This window comes from Borborobacter xinjiangensis (assembly GCF_047739745.1).
Lineage (GTDB): Bacteria > Pseudomonadota > Alphaproteobacteria > Rhizobiales > Rhizobiaceae > Pseudaminobacter.
Genome location: NZ_JBLLVA010000028.1, coordinates 32,749 through 50,841 on the forward strand (window position 1 = coordinate 32,749; position 18,093 = coordinate 50,841).

The following is an 18,093-nucleotide window of genomic DNA, read 5'->3' on the forward strand; positions in this document are numbered from 1 at the left end:
ACTGGATGAGTTTTCAACCGGCTCGCGCGTGGCGGACTTCGGCGAGCCCGGCAACGTCCCGCAGCGCTTCGACCACGGTCATTAGTTCGGCATCCGTCATCTGGGCGAAAAGCGGCAGGATGATTGCCTGGTTTTGTGCCGCGCAACTCCGTTCGAGCGTCGAGGCGGCGCGACAGCAATCCGGCGACGCATAGGCGCTTTCGAGATGAATGTTCATGACACCGCGCCGAGTCGAAATTCCCCGGTCGAGCAGCGCCTGCATGGCCGCGCGCTGGTCGAGCCCATCGGGCAGGCGCACGCAATAGCTTTGCCAATTGCTGCGCGCCCAATCCGGCTCCGCCGGCATGTCCATAAAGCCTTGCAGATGCCTCGTATACATGCCGGCGAGCTGCCTGCGCCGCGCGATTATCTCCGGCAGCCGTTTCAACTGCTCGCGCCCGACAGCCGCCTGCATGTCGGTCATGCGGTAATTGTAGCCGAGCTCCGGGTAGGTTTCGAACATGACCTGCTTCGAGCCATGCCGCACCGTGTCGGTCACATCCATGCCGTGCTGCCGCCAGAGCCTGAACTTGCGGTCATATTCCGGATTGGCGGTGGTCAGCATCCCGCCGTCACCCGTGGTGACGACCTTGCGTGGATGGAAGGAGAAGCAGGCGATGTCGCCATGCGGCCTGCCGATCTTTTCCCAGCGCCCGTTCCACAGGATTTCGCTGCCGGTGGCGCAGGCGGCATCCTCGATGACGGGAATCGCGTAACGCTTGCCGATCTCGACGATCCGCTTCAGGTCGCAGGGCATGCCAAGCTGGTGAACGCAGAGGATGGCCTTCGTGCGCGCCGTGAGCGCCGTCTCGATCAGGTCGGGATCGATGTTGTAGCCGTCCGGCTCGATATCGACGAAGACCGGCAGCGCGCCGCAATAGCGTATGGCATTGGCTGTGGCGATGAAGGAATGGCTGACGGTGACCACCTCGTCGCCGGGCCCGACACCAGCGACCTTGAGAGCGAGATGAAGTGCCGTCGTGCAATTGGAAACGGCGCAGGCGTGGGGCGCTTCGACCAGTTCGGCGAATTCGCGCTCGAAGGCCGCCACTTCCGGCCCTTGCGTGACCCAGCCAGAATGCACGACGCGGCGTACCGCTTCGACCTCGCGCTCGTCGAGAATGGGTTTGGCGACGGGGATCTGATGATTTGCCTGTGTCATTCGGCGGCCACCGGTGACTGCGCCCGTTCCTCACGCCACCACTCGACCAGTCCACGAAGCCCCTCTTCCAGGGAAATCCGGGCTTCGAAGCCGAGGAGGTCGCGCGCCTTGCGCGTGTCGGCCAGGCGACGGCTCACGGCATTCACCTTGCGTGCCGGCGCGTGCTCGGGCTCGAGCGACGAGCCCATGATGCGCGACAGAGTCCGAGCCAGTGCCAGCAGGCTGGTTTCGGTGCCGCTGGCGACATTGAACACCTCGTCGGTGACGCTGGATTTCGCCGCCAGGATGTTGGCGCGCGCGATGTCGTGAACATGCACGAAGTCCATTGTCTGCGTGCCGTCTCCATGGATCAGGGGTGCCTGTCCGGCGGCGAGGCGTTCCATCCAGCGGATCAGCACTTCCGTGTAGGCGCCGTAAACGTCCATGCGCGGCCCGTAGACGTTGAAATAGCGCAGCGCGACATAGCGTAGACCGTACATTTCGGCGAAAGAGCGCAGCAGGCCTTCATTGAAGGTTTTCGCGGCACCGTAGATGGTGCGGTTGTTGTAGGGGTGGTGCGCCTCGGTCGTCGGGAAGCTTTCGGCAAGCCCGAGCACCGAGGCCGAGGAGGCTGCCACGACCTTGGCAACACCCGCCTCGACCGCCGCCTCCAGCACGTCGAATGTGCCGGCGGCCAGCACGTCGAAGGCAAGGCGCGGCTCCTCGGCGCATTGCGTGATGCGGATCGCGGCCTGGTGGAAAACGATGTCCACGCCGTCGAACAGCTTCGCCAGCAATGCTCGGTCGCGAATATCGCCTTCGACGATGGTGAGCGGCAGGCGGTGTGCCGCCTGGCGCAGGTTCTCGCGCCTCCCGCGCACGAAATTGTCGAGGATCACGATCTCGCGCGGCTGTTCGAGCGCGGCGAGGTCGGCGATGTGGGAGCCGATCAGCCCCGCACCTCCGGTGATCAGGATGCGCTTATCTTTCATCGCCCAGGGTCTCCGACTGCTGATCCGTTACGGATCGTGTCCTTGTCGATGCGCCAGTACAGGAACTTCGCCGGCACCCCGGCAACGACCGCGAATGGTGGCACGTCGGCGGTCACCACAGCGCCGGCGCCGACAATCGCGCCCTTGCCGATGGTGACGCCGGGAAGCAGGGTGGCGTTGGTGCCGATATCGGCCCAGGCTTCGACCCGCACCGGCCGGATTTCCAGATCGGTGCGCACGATCGGCACGTCGACCGGCAGGCCGCTATGGGTCGATCCCAGCACCTTGGCCCCCGGTCCCCAGCCGACAAATTCTTCCAGGATGAGGTCGCGCGCATCGAAATAGGCTTGCGGGCCGATCCAGACATTGTCGCCGATGCTGCATGTGCCGTCGTAGCGGCCCTGGATATAAGCTTGCGCGCCGATGAACACGCCATCGCCGATCTCGAAGGTTTCGGGATGTTTGAAGGCAGCACCCGGTTCAACGTGGAGACCTGATCCGCAACGGCGCGCCAAGCCTCGCCAGATCATCTTGCGCATCAGTGCGTCGAGCGGGCCGCCGCCGGTCGAGAAGCGGCCGTAGAGTTCGATAAGCCCCGCTGCGCTGTAAGACGTTTTGAGGGCTTCCATCAGCCCGCCCTCGAATTCGGGATCGGGTGTATTCCGCCGGCGACCATGCACCGCCTCGACAATGCGGGCAGGCCGTTTGAAATCAACCGACATAGGCTTCCTGCTCCACTGCCGCGACCACGCATTCGACCTGCCGCGATGTCATTTCCGGGTAGATCGGCAGCGACAGGATCTCACGGGCCGCAGCCTCGGAAACGGGAAAATCGCCGGCGCGATAGCCAAGATCGGCATAGGCTTTCTGGAGGTGAACAGGGATCGGATAGTGCAGACCGGATTGCACGCCCTCCGCTTGGAGGCTGCGCTGGAGGCCATCCCGGTCGGGCGAGCGCACGGCGTAGATGTGGTAGACGTGGCGCCGTCCGGCGGCATCGACCGGAGGTTGAACGCGGCGCGAACCGGCGAGCAGGCTGGAATAGTGGCGCGCATGTTTGCGCCGTGCTTCCGTCCAGTCTTCAAGGTGGCGGAGCTTCACGCGCAGGATCGCCCCCTGGATGCCATCCATCCGGTAATTATAGCCCTTGAGCACATGGTGATAGCGGCGCTCCTGGCCCCAGTCGCGCAGCATGCGGATCGTTTCCATTTGGGCGTCGTCATTGGTGACGACGATGCCGCCTTCGCCGCAGGCGCCCAGGTTCTTGCCGGGATAGAAGCTGAAGCAGCCCGAGACGCCGATGCCACCGGCGCGTTGCCCCAGATATTCCGCGCCGTGAGCCTGGCAGGCATCCTCGACGACGGGGATGCCGTGGCGTTCGGCGATTTCGGCAATGGCATCCATCTCGGCCATCTGCCCGTAGAGATGAACCGGAAGGATCGCCTTCGTGCGCGGGGTGATCGCGCTTTCCAGCCGTGCGGGATCCATGGTGAAGGTGACCGGATCGATATCGACGAATACCGGCCGCGCGCCAATGTAGCAGATGGCCGCCGCGCTCGCCACGAAGGTGAACGGCACGGTGACGACCTCATCGCCGGGGCCTACGCCTGCGGCGAGAAGCGCCAGATGCAGCGCGCTGGTTCCGGTGTTGACGGCGATTGCGTGCCTTGTTCCGCAATAGGCGGCGAACTCGCGCTCGAATGCCGCGACCTCATCTCCAAGCACGAATTGCGCAGATCCCAGCACGCTCAAAACCGCGGCGTCGACCTCGCCTTTAATGCTTGCATATTGCGCTTTCAGATCGAGGAAGGGGATCATGCGATGCGCCTTGCCTGCTCGAGTTCGATGACGCGGCCACGCTGCGCCAGCGATTGGCTCGCGGCTTCGAGGATGCGCACGACCCGCAATCCCGCATGGCCATCGGCCGTCGGCGTCTCGCTGTTTTCAATGCAGTCGACGAACTGCCGCAATTCGCGGCCGAGCGCCTCGGTCATGTCGAGCTGCGGCGCCCACATGTCGCCGGTGCGGTAGCCGACGAGCATCTGGTAGACCTTCTCTCCGTTCTTCTGCGGATTGCCGTTGAGCGTGATGCCCTTGTCGTAGACCTTGATTTTCTCGCTGGGCTCCAGATCGTCATAGACGATCATCTTGGAACTGCCGCCAACCAGCGTGCGGCGAACCTTCACCGGCGCCAGCCAGTTCACATGGATGTGGGCGATCATCTTGTTGTCGAAGAACAGGTTTAGATAGGCGATGTTTTCCGGTTCGCCGGCGACATGGCTCATCCCCGTCGCCGAAACGGCGACAGGCTTGTCCCGCAGCACGTGGTCCATGATCGAAAGATCGTGGACGGCGAGGTCCCAGATGACGCTGACATCGTGCTGGAACAGGCCGAGATTCACGCGCACGGAATCGTAGTAGTAGATGTCGCCGAGCCCGCTCTCGACGAGCTCGCGCATCTTGCGGACGGCCCCGGTGTGCACGAATGTGTGATCAACGGCGAGCACCAGGCCCCTGCGGGCTGCTTCGTCGACCATCCGCCGCGCCTCGTCGGCGGTGGCAGCCATCGGCTTTTCGACAAAGACGTGCTTTCCCGCCATCAGCGCGCTCATGGCGAGCCGGAAATGCGCGAAAACCGGGGTGGCGATCGCGATCGCGTCGACCCGCGGATCGCGTAGAACCTGCTCGAAATCGTCGGTGATCTCGACGCTCGGATAACGAGCCTGCACGGCGGCCAATCGGTCCAGCCTGAGATCGCACACCGAGATCAGGCGCGCTCCCGGCGTCTCGCAAAAATTCCGCACCAGGTTGGGGCCCCAATATCCGTAACCGACTACGGCAACGCCGATCATTTCGCTTCCCCATAGATAGCGCGCCCGGCCGGCGCGTCCTTCGCCATGCTGACAATTCTTGCGGGCACCCCGGCGACCACCGCATTGTCGGGAACGTCGCGGGTGACGACGGCACCCGCTCCCACCAGCGCGCCCTTGCCGATGGTGACTCCGGGAAGGATGGTGGCGTTGCTGCCGATCGAGGCATTGCGTCTGACGGTGATGGGAACGACCGTCCAGTCGCTGCCGGTCTGGAGGCTACCATCAGGGCCGAGGGCGCGCGGATAGGGGTCGTTCGTGAACATCACGCCGTGACCGATAAAGACCCCATCCTCGAGGGTGACGCCCTCACAGATGAAACTGTGACTGGAGATCTTGCAGTTTCGGCCGATCACGGCGTTTTTCTGAACTTCGACGAAGGTGCCGATACGGGAACCGGCTCCGATGCGGCAACCATAGAGGTTAACCAGATCCGGGTGATGGATCACCACGCCGTCGTCCAGAACAACATCCGATGCGATCATGCAATTTCCGCCCGCAGCCCGGTCCAACTCTGAAGGGTGCCGGCATTCCCGAGTGGATGGCTCGTGAACGTCGTGCGCTCTCACGAGACGGCTATTCGCGGTTCGAGTAAACCAGCGAAAACGCGGTATCGCATAACCAAATTGGATAGTGCCCCATGCGCCTGCGCCTTCACGATCGCCAAATGCGCAGCGGGCGCCAGGAGTGGCACAAGTCGCTCACGTTTGAGCCGCCACATCGCCGCACGATCATGGCTCGCCTTGGGGACATCGACCTTGAGAAACGCGCAAGGCGGCGAAGAAAAGTCGTGAAGGCGACCACGCCGACGCTAAAACGTTCAGCGCATCGCACCCTTTAGAGGTTGTTCAGATCGACCATACAAGGCAGACACCCTTGCCGGAGTCATGTCCCGTCCGCTCCGACCTTGTCGGATGTCTCGTTGTAGGCGCCGACCTCGGGATGGCGCCTGAGCAGCGCATCGACGGCTTCGGACATCTCGCGGCAGCGGCTGTGGCGTCACTGCGCGGCGATTCTGTTGTACTCCTCGTCGAGCCGCCGGTGCTGCGCCTCCTGCTTCACGGCTTCAATGTCGGACCGGACCATGTCGCCCACCATGTCCTTGAAGGGGGTGGACGCCTTCCAGCCAAGCACGCGCTCGGCCTTGGCGGGATTGCCGATCAGGAGCTCGACCTCTGTCGGCCGGAAATAGCGCGGATCGACTTCGACCAGTACCCGCCCGGACCTGGCGTCCACGCCCTTCTCGCCCATCCCTTCGCCCATCCAGCCAATCTCGATGCCCACCTCCCCAAACGCGAGTTCGACGAACTGTCGGACGGAGTTCTTCCGGCCTGTGGCGAGCACGTAGTCGTCCGGAGTCGGCTGCTGCAGCATGCGCCACATACCTTCGACATAGTCCCGCGCGTGGCCCCAGTCCCGTTCTGCCGAGAGATTGCCGAGATAGAGCTTGTCCTGAAGGCCGAGGCTGATCGCCGCCACGGCTCTGGTGACCTTGCGGGTCACGAAGGTTTCGCCACGGATCGGGCTCTCATGGTTGAACAGAATGCCGTTCGAAGCATGAATGCCGTATGCCTCCCGATAATTCACGACGATCCAGTAGGCATAGAGTTTTGCTGCCGCGTAGGGAGATCTGGGATAAAAGGGGGTAGTCTCCGACTGCGGAACTTCCTGCACCTTTCCGTACAGCTCCGAAGTGGAGGCTTGGTAGAACCTTGTTTTCTTGCTCAGCCCCAGGATCCTGATCGCCTCCAGCACCCGCAACGCACCGACGGCATCAGAGTTTGCCGTGTATTCGGCGGTCTCGAAGCTTACCTGGACATGGGACTGTGCAGCGAGATTGTAAATCTCGTCGGGCTGCACTTCCTGGACGATGCGTATGAGGTTCGTCGCATCGGTCATGTCGCCATAGTGGAGCGTCAGGCGCACGTCCTTCTCATGCGGATCCTGGTACAGATGATCGATCCTGCCGGTGTTGAAGGATGAGGAGCGCCGCTTGACGCCGTGGACGTCATAACCCTTGGAAAGAAGAAGTTCGGCAAGATAGGCGCCGTCCTGGCCGGTGATGCCGGTGATCAATGCTGTCTTATTGGTCAAGGTCCCAACCTCCGGGTTTCAGCGGGTCGCCTGATCGCCGCCGCGGACACTCTTCTGCTCCAGATACCAACGATAGGTCTGCTCGACGCCGGCGCGCAGACCTATGCTGTGACGCCATCCGAGATCGTTCAGCCTTGTCACGTCGACCAGCTTGCGTGGGGTCCCGTCAGGCTTCGAGTGGTCAAACTCGAGTTCACCCGTGAAGTCGACGACGTCGGCGATGAGCCTCGCGAGGTTCGCGATCGAGATTTCCTCGCCGGTGCCGACATTGACGATCTCAGCATCGGAATACTGCCGGCACAGGAAGACGAGGGCGTCGGCGAGATCATCGACATGCATGAACTCGCGAAGGGCGGACCCGGTGCCCCACACGGTCAAGGGGCGCTTGGTCCGGGCAGCTTCCTGTGCCTTGCGCAAAAGGGCAGGAAGGACATGGCTGCCTTCCAGATCGAAATTGTCGCCCGGTCCGTAGAGGTTTGTAGGCTGCGCCGAGATGAAATCGCAGCCATACTGGGCGCGATAGGCTTTGCAAAGCTTGATGCAGGCGATCTTGGAAACTGCATACCACTCGTTGGTGGGCTCCAGGGGCCCTGTCAGTAAGGCAGTCTCCGGGATGGGTTGAGGCGCGTGTTTCGGGTAGATGCAGGAGGAGCCCAGATAGACGAGTTTGGCGACGCCAATCCGGCGGGCCGCTTCGATCACATTGGCTCCGATCATCAAATTGTCATAAAGAAACTCGGCGGGCCGCATGCTGTTGGCAAGGATGCCTCCGACGGTGGCGGCTGCGTGGAAGACCACGTCGGGCCTGGCCCGCTCCATCCAGCGGCTAACCGCAGCCTGATCGCGCAGATCAACCTCATCGCGCGAGGCGGTGACCAGCGTGCAATGCTCCGATTGCAACCGCCGGACGATGGCCTGGCCTACCATTCCGCGATGGCCAGCGACCCAAACACGCTTGCCCGAAAGATCGAACGGAAGCTTATCCACGGGTGGCTTTCCTCATATCAAACTCGCAACTGTGAGGTGCTTGAAACAATCCCATCCCACTGTCAGCGCCTATAGGGTGGCGATCTCCGCCATGTTACAGTCGCCAGCGCTACCGTTCCCCGCCGGGCAATCACATGCCCGCCTGCTGTCGGCATTCTGTCGATTTGCGTGGCTTTGAGAAGTTGAGCCTTACCATCCATTGGTTCGAGTATCGGGCTTGTCCAAGTGAGACCGGTAGTGACCCCGCGCAGCCGCCGAGCCCACTTCCGGATCATCGCGACCCATTAAGGATGGTCGGGATACTGCTGATGGATAGCTTGACCTCTTTAAACGGCCCCGCAGCCGCTCGCCGATTGCATGGGCGCGGTCAAAGTCGCCGCTATTGCAATCCGGCTCGGATAGTTAAATCGTCACAACGATCCTGGAGTGCCGACCGGAGATCACTCAGAGCCTGGCGTTTACATCGCCCGAGACGACACACGCTGGAATGGTGATGGCATTGACCGAGATGAAGACCGTGCTCACAGGATATCGTCCTATGAGTGGCGACACCGAGCGATATCTCATCATCAAGGCCAAGGGAGGCTTCGGAAACCGGATCCTGTCCGCGGCGACAGGCGCAGTGCTCGCCGAGGTGACGGGACGGACTGTCGTGATCGACTGGCGCGACGGGGGCTACATGCCGGAGGGAGTGGATGCCTATCCATTGCTCTTTGAACGGCCCGGCGGTGTGAGGCCCGCAAAATTCGATGACCGCACCGATGTGACGCCCGCAGTGTGGAGCGGCCGCCTGGGACAGCATCCGGTGCACGTGATCTCCAAGGACTTTCCCAATCACCACAGCAACCCTTTCATCTACCGCAGACTTTCGATCGACTTGGCCCATCCGGATTCACCTGAAACGATCGCTGTCTTCTGGTCGTACCTTCCCAAGCTCGCTCGCGTTCGTCGACAGCTTGCTGCGAGCGCCCAATTCCGCGGCATGAGCAGCGACGCGCTCGCGCGCTGGGCGCTGAACCGCTACTTCGTACCGAATGCCAGGGTGCGCAATGAGGTGGAGCGCCTCTTCGCAGGCCGGCGGCGGCCGGTGATTGGCGTGCACGTCCGCTACACGGACCGCAAGGTCTCCCTGGAGCGGATATTCCGCGACACCGAGCGCGTGCGTCGAATCGTGCCAGCGGCGCAGATATTCCTGGCGACAGACAACGCCGGGGTTCAGGAACGTTTCCGCGCCCGTTTCAACGATGTCTTCGTGATCGAGAAGAACCTCGGGGACGATCAGACTACCCTGCACGAGCGGGAGGGCAGGGTGGACCATCAGCGTGAGGCGGAAGACGCGCTCATCGACATGTGGGCCCTGTCGCGGTGCGACTGGCTCGTGCACTCCCGACGGTCCACATTCTCCGTAGCCGCCGCGCTCATCGGCGGGATCCCCCGCGATCGCCAGCGCGACATCGATCGCTGGAATGCTTCCACCGTCGTGAAACGATGGATCCAGGAGTGGGCGTGAAGCTCGACAGGCTGAACATGCGGCGGGGTCTTTGACATGCGGAAACTGCGCGCGGCGACGTCCTGACGCTGCCCCGATTCAACCACTCCATAAGCGGCGGCCAACTCGCTCAACGGAATATTAGCAAACGGCGTAGGGTCAGTGCCTCTTTTGTTGAGGTGCCGCTAAGCACCAAACAGCGTTAAACCGAAGTGGACTGCGGTGCCGTCTGACGTCACTTCTTGCCGAAGTCGCGTCTCACAGCGCAGAGCCGGGGGACAGGTAGACGTGTCACTTTTTGATTCAAAGACGGTCAATCGAGCAGTCGAGATGTGGCTCCTTTGCGCGTCGGCCCTGAGCGGCGACGTCATGCGTCTGAACGCGCGCTGCGATTGCCAAGCCGACTTCTGCGCAAGAGAGACAGGGCAATGACGACGGTTCGAATACTCACGCCGCCCACAACCGCTGCGAGCCAATAGCAGATGTGTGGCATCGCAGGATGGATAGGGCCGCCGGCAGACATTAGTCACCTGCAGAACATGACGGGCGCTCTCCAGCATCGGGGCCCTGACGGCGAAGGGCTGACCGTTCTGCCACTTTCCGGCGGGACATTGGCCGCGCTCGGGCATCGGCGACTGTCCATCATCGACCTGTCTGGCGGCGCTCAGCCGATGACCAGCCATGACGGACGATACACGGTCGTATTCAACGGCGAAATATACAACTACACCGAACTGCGAAACGAGCTGCTGGGGCGAGGCGCCAAATTCACGACCCGCTCCGACACCGAAGTAATTCTCGAGGCCTGGCGCGTCTGGGAAGCGGATTGTCTGCACCGATTCAGGGGCATGTTCGCCTTTGCCCTTCACGACAACATAGACAGAACCGTCGTTCTTGCTCGTGATCAATTCGGCAAGAAGCCGCTCTTCTTCGCGAAGCGGGAGACGGCCTCGGGCACGATGCTGGTGTTCGCTTCCGAAATCCATGCGTTGCTTGCGCATCCGGAAGTGCACGCGGAACTCGATCTCGACTCGCTGCACCAATATCTTTGCTGGCGGTACGCGCCCGGTCCCTTCACTTTCTTCCGCGATATCCGCAAGCTGCCGCCGGCAAGCTACATGACGTGGAAGGCCGGAGAAATTACAGCGAGGCACTACTGGACCGCCCCGGAAGAGACGGCGAGGGAGCCAGTATCATGCCCGGATCCAGTAGCGGCATTCCTCGATGTTTTCGACGAAGCGGTCAAGTTGCGCCTGAGGGCCGACGTACCGCTTGGAGCCTTTCTCTCGGGCGGGCTCGATTCTTCGGCCATCGTCGCTACGCTGGCCCATCTGGGCGCGCCAGAGATACGAACATTCTCGATCGGTTTTCGGGATGATCCGGCGTCCGAATTGACCGCCGCAGCCGAAACTGCTCGCCAGATCGGAACGATCCACACCCCCTTGGAACTGGAGCCGGACGATTTGACGGCCTTGCTGCCGAAGCTCAGCCGACATCGGGCCGCGCCGGTTGCAGAGACCGCCGATCTGCCGATCTACATGATGTCGATGGAGGCGGCGAAACACGTCAAGGTGATCTTGTCGGGCGAGGGCTCGGACGAGATGTTCGCCGGCTATCCAAAGCACCTCGTCGAGAGGTATCTCGGCGGACTTGCCGGGCCGGGGCTGCTGTCGGTCGCCGGTCACGCCCTGTTGGCCGCGACTTCCCTCCCACCATTTCCCAACCGACGGCTAAGGATCGCTGCCCGGGCCATGAGCGAGGGGCGCTTCGAAGACCGTATGGTCTTGTGGTTCGGGGCAGCCACCCCGGCGGAGCGCGAACAGCTCTGGAATGGGCCCGACGTTTTCCGAGAACTCGATGCTCGCCCGTTCCGTCCTGCCCCCGGAAGCAGTCCTCTCCGCCGGATACTGCATTTCGACCAGACGTCATGGCTGCCCGACAACCTGCTCGAGCGCATGGACATGATGACGATGGCCGCCTCCATCGAGGCACGCACTCCGTTCATGGATGTAAAGCTCGCCGAATTTGCGAGCACATTGCCCGACCGCTGGCGGATCAATGGTCGCGTCACCAAACGGATCGTACGCGAAGCCCTGGGGCCGCGCCTGCCGAAGGCCGTCCTCACTCGACCAAAGAATGGTTTCCGGATGCCGGTCACGGAATGGTTCTGCGGGCCACTTCGCGAACCGGCGCGGGAGCTCCTGCTAGGGTCTGACAGCATCAGCGGCAACTATCTCGATCGGGCGACGATCGGACATCTTCTGGACGAGCACGCAAACAGGCGGCGGAACCATGACAAGACGCTCTGGGCTCTTTTCGCACTGGAGACGTTCCTTCGCGAATTCTTCTGATGGGGAATCCGGCAATGTTGATTTCAGTCATTATCCCTCACCTCAACCAGGAGGATCATCTCAGGACCGGCCTGGAAGCCCTGCACGCCCAAACGAACGTCACCGCCGGAGTCGAGATCATCGTCGTGGACAACGGATCGACGCGGCTGCCCGAACTGGTCTGTTCGGCCTGGCCCGATGTCCGGCTCGTCTCGGAGCGCATTCCCGGTCCAGGACCGGCAAGGAACCGGGGGATCGTTGAAGCGCGGGGGGACATACTGGCATTTATCGACGCCGACTGCAGGGCCGATCCCGGATGGATCGCCGCGATCGAAGCAGCCTTTGCGAACCCCCGAACGCGGATCATAGGGGGCGACGTGCGGGTGGGCTATGAAAATGCCGCGCACCCTACATTTCTTGAGCCATATGAAAGCATCTATTCCTATCGTAACAACGAACACATCGCCGAGGGTTTCTCAGGCACAGGAAATCTCGCGACGCTGCCCTCGGTTGCTGCAAAGGTCGGGCCGTTTGCCGGGATAGAAGTTGCCGAGGACAGGGACTGGGGGTTACGCGCGCGTGCGACAGGCTACGCGATACAATACGTGCCTGAGATGATCGTGTTTCATCCCGCCCGGAAGACTTTCGCCGAACTGACGCGGAAATGGGACAGGCATATCGCGCACGACTACGAGCGCGTTCGATCCCGGCCCCTTGCGGGTCTGCGTTGGCTTGGCCGTGCGATCGCGGTCGCTGGATCCCCGGTCTTCGAGTTCCGGACGCTGCTCTCCTCACCTCGTGTCTGCGGGCCGTATGAGCGGATCCTCGCATTCCTTTGTCTCACCCGCATCAGACTTTATCGCGGCGGTCGCATGATCGGAGTTCTGCTCCGGGGCGACGAGCTCGCGGTCTCAAATGCGTGGAACCGGGAAACAGGGACGGTCAAACAGGACTCTCGTGCGAGATGAATGCGCTAACGCCATATCCCGCAACCGGATCGCACGTGACGAAAACCGCCGGCTTGGCCGAGCAATGCGATCCTCTCGTGTCGATTATCGTCGTCAGCTACAATACGCGCGAGATGACGCTCGAGTGCTTGCGTTCGGTCTTTGGTCAAACCAGCAGGCGGTTCGAACTGATAGTCGTCGACAATGCCTCGTCGGACGGATCAGCAGCTGCCATTGCGGCGGAGTTTCCTTGCATCCAGCTGATCGCGGAAAGCCAGAACCATGGCTTTGCAAAGGCCAACAACATCGCGGCGCGCCATGCACGAGGCGAATATATCCTGCTGCTCAACCCCGATACCGTGGTGCTCGAAGGTGCAATCGACCGACTTCTGGATTTTGCGCATCGCGTGCCCCAGGCAAAAATCTGGGGCGGACGCACCATCTTCGGCGACCGCAGCCTCAACCCGAGCAATTGCTGGGGACGTATGACGCTCTGGAGCGTGACGAGCCAGGCGCTGGGACTATCGAGCCTGTTTCGCCGCAGCACGATCTTCAATCCCGAAGGATATGGGAGCTGGCTGCGCGACAGCGAACGCGGGGTCGATATCGTAACCGGGTGCTTCCTGCTTATCCGCCGGGAGTTCTGGGAAGAGCTCGGAGGTTTCGATCTGAGTTTCGTCATGTACGGGGAGGAGGCCGATCTTTGCATGCGCGCCCGGTCGAGTGGCGCAATGCCGAGGATCACGCCGGAAGCCCAGATCATACACTATGCCGGCGCTTCCGAGTCGGTGCAGACCGACAAGATGGTGCGGTTGTTGCGCGCCAAGCTATTGCTGATCCGTCGGCATTTCCCAACGTGGCAACGACCGATCGGATTGTTGCTGTTCCGCTTTTGGCCGCTTAGCCGGTTCTGGGGAACACGCTTGCTGGGTCGACGCGAGGCTGCCGAGATCTGGGGCCATGTGTGGAGGCGCCGGTCCGAATGGTGGCACGGCTGGCCGGATATCGGCAACGACGGGACTTCAGGTCGGCATTGACATTCACCGAGCCTTTCTCAAGGACCATTTCCTTCTCGGCGCGATGATTTTCCTACGCCCTGGGAATTCCGACTGAGCCTCGTTCCGGCCTGCTCCAGGCGAGAAGGAGGCGGGTCACCTTGCGGCCGCCTCCGGTGCGCCGTGGCCAAACCGTCGTCGGCTTCCAATAGCCACACTCCGGAGCCCAACAGGAACAGGAACCATGAATACGGAGCCGCCCAGAAATGGACAGTGGCACCGACGAGCAAGCAATTCACCATGCAAATGAGATAGGCCACACGGTAGTTGTCCAGTCTCTCGTCCAGACCTTTCTTGACGCTGACCGCAAACATTATCAACAGGCAGCACCCAAAAAGCAGCACAAAACCTGGAATGCCGTGTCTGATAGCAATCACTAGCCAGAAGTTGTCGATGCTGTCGGGCAGCCAGACCGGCCGTGCCCAGTCCGCGAATCCGATGCCGAAGATCGGATGGTTGAGTACCGAGGCGGATCCGAATTCCCAAATCAAGAGTCGGATCCAACCCGTCTGCTGGTCGAAGGTAAAACGGGAGATGTAGAATTGCACCGGGGTCTGATTGGACCCGAACTCGACGATCAGATATGCTACAAACGCCATCGCCCATAGAAGCTTCCATCGGCCGCGGTAATTCTTCAGGAGCCGGTTCCAGGACATCAATGCGCCTTGCATCAACAGTCCCGCGATGGGCGCCGACGACATGGACAAAAGGGTGGCGACGGGTACCAGTCCGCGCAAGACTCGATTTCGGCCCTTGGTCGAAACCATAAGAGTCAATGCAAAGACACTGCCACAGAACAGGCCGAACAGGATGGAATGCTCGAAAGGCCCCTGTACCCTCCAGAAGCCAGAGCGCTGCGGCCCGGTAGGTTCGACAGTAGGGAAAATCATGCTGAAGGTCGACAGCAATGGCTTGTTGCCAGTAAACCATTCGTAGACCGCAAACGGAAACAGAAGGGCGATAAGCTTTGCGGTGAAGATTATCGCGTTCTCAAAATCGTCGGCATTGCGGATGTAGCAACGCGCCAAAAGATAAGGGCCCATGGTTTCGATAAGAAGTATTGCGCTTGGCTCTACGGCAGAAGCGATGCCATGTGCCGCGATGAGGCTAATCGCGGCCCAAAGACAAAATAACAAAACACTGATGTCCGCGGCTCGGATGGGCCCCGCCTTGCCCCCCATCCACATCACCAGGCACGGCACCATCGCGGCAATCAGAACGATCCGGTAAACTGACAGGCTCAAAGGCCCGACGGGGACTATCCACGGGATGATGAGACTGACGAGGAAAATCGCGACCGGCCAGTGCAGCCTTCGGCTTTGTGAGCCTACCCCCAAATGGCGACTATCGACTCTTCGCCGTCCGCCCCCTGCAAAGGGTGGGCGGGCGGAGTGGGCTCGTCGTAAGGCTGCTGACGCGGTGGCCCTCACCCGTCAAGGCCCCTGGCGCTGTTGGGCATCGTAACCCTCCGGGTCTCCCGGCGATTGGTGGTCGTTCGGACATAGTCCTTCGACCGCAATGGCCCTGGTATGGACCAAGCAAATCATACACATGGAAGTTGAAGGTGCGATTAGTCCATCTTGTGCAGCGCGCCTCATCCGAACTGAGGAGCCCTCACGCCTTACTTCGCCGCCCAAGCCGATTACGCTATTCGGCAGTTGGGATGCAGACGGTTAAAAGAGGAACGGCAATTGAACCCGGGGGGCAGCCGGATCAACGCGATCGACCTCGCCGGGGGCGCCGCAGCCGGTCATGAAGTCATGATCTACTGAGTTCCGGGGGCGTGTGTGCAATGATGACCGGAGGAGGAGTGTCCCCGCGATGATCCATGGCAACGAGCACAGCTACCAAGACTGGCAAGGCTTGGTCATCATTTGTGCCGGGGCGGCTTGGGAACGTAGCGGGTATCCCACCGAGAAGCATATAGCGACGCACCTCTCGGAGCGAACGCCGGTGCTCTACGTGGATCCGCCTGCCTCCGCGCTAGGGGCCTACCGTGACGGCACCGCCAGGTGCCGTGGTCTACGCATTGTTCAGCCCGGACTAGCAGTCCTGTCACCGAGCGTGTTGCCGGCAAAGACCTGGCCCGTCATGCGCAAGATCACCTCAATGCTTACGTGTCGTTCGATCGCGCGCGCAATGGCCTCGCTTGGGGTGAAGCGGGCGCGGGCCATCATCGTCGCGACCCACACGGACCTTTTTACTGCGGTCGACGCCAATCAACGCATTATGTACGCGACGGACGACTTCGTGGCCGGCGCGGAACTGATGTGTATGTCGCGCGATTACCTTGCTCGGGAGGAACGACGGCAGGCCGACAGTGCCGAATGCGTCGTCGTTGTAAGCCAACATCTCGCTCAGCGTTGGCGGCTGCTGGGGCACGAGCCCATATTCATCCCGAACGGCTGCGACACGGAGCGGTTTGCTGCAACGGACAAAGCGCCATGGCCTGACGACGTCGACCTGCCGCGGCCCATTGCGGGAGTGTTCGGGCACCTGTCCGATCGTATCGACCAGAGACTGCTTGAAGCCGTGATTGCGCGCGGTCACTCGGTCCTGCTTGTCGGCAGCGCTGATCCTTCCTTTCCGCTCGGCAGCTTGCTCGCCCGGCCCAATGTTCGCTATGTAGGACAGAAGTCGTTCGAGGCGATGCCGAGCTACCTTCGTGCGATTGATGTCGGCCTTACTCCCTATGCCGATAACGAATTCAATCGGGCGAGTTTCCCGATCAAAACGCTTGAGTATCTAGCGGCCGGGCGGCTTGCCGTATCGACGGACCTGCCGTCGGTGAGATGGCTCGACACCAGGCTTATTGGCGTAGCTCGGGAGCCTGCCGACTTCGCCGACGCAGTCGATCGCTTCATGCGGCGGCCCCGCACGCCCGACTTGGTCCATGCATGTCAGGCCTTCGCTCGCCAACACAGCTGGGCCCTGCGGACCCAGGCGTTCGCCGACCTGGTGGGCCTTCGAGAGGTCGCGACGTGCAGAATATGAACCCGCTTTAACAGGAATATTGCGGGCGAGGCGACAGGAGAACAGCGTATATCCAAAGTTCGTTGAAGTTCTCCGGTCTCTCTCCCGCTTATATATTCTTGAGGTACACGGCGCCGGCTCGCCAGCCGATAGCCCGGCCACGCGGTTCTTGAAGTATGCGGATCAGCGTGAGCAGGTCGCGCTCCGCGCCTGGTTGCGCGCAACATGCAGCTCGCGGCTGATCCGCTTGACCGACTATCCCTGAACATGAAAGGCGGCTTACCTTGCGGCATCCACCGACTTTATCCCCAGGCCAACCATTCAAAAGAAGAACGAATGGACACACCAGAATTAAAATTGAGGGTCAAAATCGGATGCCGGTTACCGCAAAAACAGGGCAAAAACTGCACGCCGAAACACACGCTATCTTTTTACGATTATTCGCAGATTCGTCGGATGTGTTTTCCATCTTCCCTAAAGGTCAAGGTAACATACCGTTAACCTTTGTGACTTGCGGGAGGTAGCATGCTCCCGGTAGGTGCAGGCCTCGCCAAGACCGGCTTGCTCATTGCTCTGCTGGTTCTTGGAGTCGACTGGCAAAGCGGGGCCGGGGGCTTAAGACATGACAGGTTAAGTGAAAGGTTAGTAATGGCAATTGAACCTGCCCGCTTCGGCATGCCCGATGCAACCACAACCGGCGTTCAGCCCGGCACGTCGCTCAAGCCGTATGATGGGCCGATGCACGTCACGACGGACGGTGCCGTCATCGAGAACGTCATCATCGACGGAATGCTGACGGTCGAGGCGGAGAACGTCACGATCAGAAACTGTGTCGTTCGGAATTTCTCAACTTGGGGGATTCAAGGCGACAAGGCCCCCGGGCTGCGTGTCGAATACTGTGATATCGACGGCACCGGCTCAACGCGCACATCGGGAATGCTTATTGGAGGCAATGGAGCCGCGGCGATTGGCAACGACATTCGCGGCATGGTCATTGGTATCCAGTTGGCAGGCGACGGTGTCATCAAGGATAACTATATCCACGATCTTGCCGACACATCTTCCAACCCGGATGATCGCCACTTTGACGGAATCACCCTCTTCGGTGGCGGAGGCAACCTGATCGAACACAATACGATCCTCTTGCCGCCCAAGGATGGTGGCACAGCCGCTGTC

Annotated in this window: 15 protein-coding genes; 6 read left to right on the forward strand and 9 right to left on the reverse strand. The window is 61.2% G+C overall.

Translation table 11 applies throughout. The features are described from left to right. Positions 1 to 13 precede the first annotated feature (13 nt). The 8 genes from ACLKMW_RS21820 to ACLKMW_RS21855 form a co-directional block, all read right to left on the reverse strand. Entirely contained in the window at positions 14 to 1,201 is a 1,188-nt protein-coding gene (locus ACLKMW_RS21820) for a DegT/DnrJ/EryC1/StrS family aminotransferase (protein WP_415726639.1), read from the reverse strand. Then, positions 1,198 to 2,172, reverse strand: a complete 975-nt coding sequence (locus tag ACLKMW_RS21825) for an NAD-dependent epimerase/dehydratase family protein (protein WP_415726640.1) — start codon at positions 2,170 to 2,172, stop codon at positions 1,198 to 1,200. Before ACLKMW_RS21825 ends, ACLKMW_RS21820 begins: the two co-directional genes overlap by 4 nt. Beyond that, positions 2,169 to 2,894 carry an acyltransferase gene (locus tag ACLKMW_RS21830; RefSeq protein WP_415726641.1) on the reverse strand — a complete coding sequence of 242 codons (726 nt, stop codon included), beginning with the start codon at positions 2,892 to 2,894 and terminating at the stop codon, positions 2,169 to 2,171. Before ACLKMW_RS21830 ends, ACLKMW_RS21825 begins: the two co-directional genes overlap by 4 nt. Next, positions 2,884 to 3,990 (reverse strand): DegT/DnrJ/EryC1/StrS family aminotransferase, encoded by a 1,107-nt coding sequence (locus ACLKMW_RS21835; RefSeq protein WP_415726642.1) that lies wholly within the window; start codon positions 3,988 to 3,990, stop codon positions 2,884 to 2,886. Before ACLKMW_RS21835 ends, ACLKMW_RS21830 begins: the two co-directional genes overlap by 11 nt. Further along, entirely contained in the window at positions 3,987 to 5,024 is a 1,038-nt protein-coding gene (locus ACLKMW_RS21840; RefSeq protein ID WP_415726643.1) for a Gfo/Idh/MocA family protein, read from the reverse strand. The genes ACLKMW_RS21835 and ACLKMW_RS21840 overlap by 4 nt, the downstream gene beginning before the upstream one ends. Further along, positions 5,021 to 5,527, reverse strand: a complete 507-nt coding sequence (locus ACLKMW_RS21845) for an acyltransferase (protein WP_415726644.1) — start codon at positions 5,525 to 5,527, stop codon at positions 5,021 to 5,023. The genes ACLKMW_RS21840 and ACLKMW_RS21845 overlap by 4 nt, the downstream gene beginning before the upstream one ends. A 514-nt stretch (positions 5,528 to 6,041) precedes the next feature. Beyond that, complete coding sequence (gmd, locus tag ACLKMW_RS21850) at positions 6,042 to 7,136, reverse strand: GDP-mannose 4,6-dehydratase (RefSeq protein WP_415726645.1); 1,095 nt, start codon at positions 7,134 to 7,136, stop codon at positions 6,042 to 6,044. An 18-nt stretch (positions 7,137 to 7,154) separates the two neighbouring features. After that, positions 7,155 to 8,063: a GDP-L-fucose synthase family protein gene (locus ACLKMW_RS21855; RefSeq protein WP_415726657.1), complete on the reverse strand. Its 909-nt coding sequence runs from the start codon at positions 8,061 to 8,063 to the stop codon at positions 7,155 to 7,157. Between the two features lie 553 nt (positions 8,064 to 8,616). Here ACLKMW_RS21855 and ACLKMW_RS21860 point away from each other — a divergent pair. The 4 genes from ACLKMW_RS21860 to ACLKMW_RS21875 all read left to right on the forward strand — a co-directional run bounded on the left by ACLKMW_RS21860 (position 8,617) and on the right by ACLKMW_RS21875 (position 13,926). Then, positions 8,617 to 9,633, forward strand: coding sequence for a nodulation protein NodZ (locus ACLKMW_RS21860; RefSeq protein ID WP_415726646.1), 1,017 nt, complete (start codon positions 8,617 to 8,619; stop codon positions 9,631 to 9,633). A 461-nt stretch (positions 9,634 to 10,094) separates the two neighbouring features. After that, entirely contained in the window at positions 10,095 to 11,963 is a 1,869-nt protein-coding gene (gene asnB / locus ACLKMW_RS21865; RefSeq protein ID WP_415726647.1) for an asparagine synthase (glutamine-hydrolyzing), read from the forward strand. Between the two features lie 14 nt (positions 11,964 to 11,977). Next, positions 11,978 to 12,910 (forward strand): glycosyltransferase family 2 protein, encoded by a 933-nt coding sequence (locus ACLKMW_RS21870; RefSeq protein ID WP_415726648.1) that lies wholly within the window; start codon positions 11,978 to 11,980, stop codon positions 12,908 to 12,910. Between the two features lie 35 nt (positions 12,911 to 12,945). Then, the gene (locus ACLKMW_RS21875; RefSeq protein WP_415726649.1) at positions 12,946 to 13,926 is read left to right on the forward strand and encodes a glycosyltransferase family 2 protein; all 981 of its coding nucleotides are present in this window, start codon (positions 12,946 to 12,948) and stop codon (positions 13,924 to 13,926) included. 17 nt (positions 13,927 to 13,943) lie between these two features. On the opposite strand, the gene ACLKMW_RS21880 is transcribed toward ACLKMW_RS21875, so the two are convergent. Beyond that, positions 13,944 to 15,188, reverse strand: a complete 1,245-nt coding sequence (locus ACLKMW_RS21880; RefSeq protein WP_415726650.1) for an O-antigen ligase family protein — start codon at positions 15,186 to 15,188, stop codon at positions 13,944 to 13,946. A gap of 847 nt (positions 15,189 to 16,035) precedes the next feature. On the opposite strand from ACLKMW_RS21880, the gene ACLKMW_RS21885 reads away from it, so the two are divergent. Then, a complete protein-coding gene (locus ACLKMW_RS21885; RefSeq protein WP_415726651.1) occupies positions 16,036 to 16,938 on the forward strand; it encodes a glycosyltransferase in 903 nt (300 codons plus the stop codon). Between the two features lie 504 nt (positions 16,939 to 17,442). Further along, on the forward strand, positions 17,443 to 18,093 hold a 651-nt coding region (locus tag ACLKMW_RS21890; protein ID WP_415726653.1), incomplete at its 3' end, for a right-handed parallel beta-helix repeat-containing protein.

Bases quoted from the DNA above. Each gene is read 5' to 3' on its own strand.
- ACLKMW_RS21820 (WP_415726639.1), bottom strand. From the start codon at position 1,201: ATGACACAGGCAAATCATCAGATCCCCGTCGCCAAACCCATTCTCGAC.
- ACLKMW_RS21825 (WP_415726640.1), bottom strand. From the start codon at position 2,172: ATGAAAGATAAGCGCATCCTGATCACCGGAGGTGCGGGGCTGATCGGC.
- ACLKMW_RS21830 (WP_415726641.1), bottom strand. From the start codon at position 2,894: ATGTCGGTTGATTTCAAACGGCCTGCCCGCATTGTCGAGGCGGTGCAT.
- ACLKMW_RS21835 (WP_415726642.1), bottom strand. From the start codon at position 3,990: ATGATCCCCTTCCTCGATCTGAAAGCGCAATATGCAAGCATTAAAGGC.
- ACLKMW_RS21840 (WP_415726643.1), bottom strand. From the start codon at position 5,024: ATGATCGGCGTTGCCGTAGTCGGTTACGGATATTGGGGCCCCAACCTG.
- ACLKMW_RS21845 (WP_415726644.1), bottom strand. From the start codon at position 5,527: ATGATCGCATCGGATGTTGTTCTGGACGACGGCGTGGTGATCCATCAC.
- ACLKMW_RS21855 (WP_415726657.1), bottom strand. From the start codon at position 8,063: ATGGTAGGCCAGGCCATCGTCCGGCGGTTGCAATCGGAGCATTGCACG.
- ACLKMW_RS21860 (WP_415726646.1), top strand. From the start codon at position 8,617: ATGGCATTGACCGAGATGAAGACCGTGCTCACAGGATATCGTCCTATG.
- asnB (WP_415726647.1), top strand. From the start codon at position 10,095: ATGTGTGGCATCGCAGGATGGATAGGGCCGCCGGCAGACATTAGTCAC.
- ACLKMW_RS21870 (WP_415726648.1), top strand. From the start codon at position 11,978: ATGTTGATTTCAGTCATTATCCCTCACCTCAACCAGGAGGATCATCTC.
- ACLKMW_RS21885 (WP_415726651.1), top strand. From the start codon at position 16,036: ATGCGCAAGATCACCTCAATGCTTACGTGTCGTTCGATCGCGCGCGCA.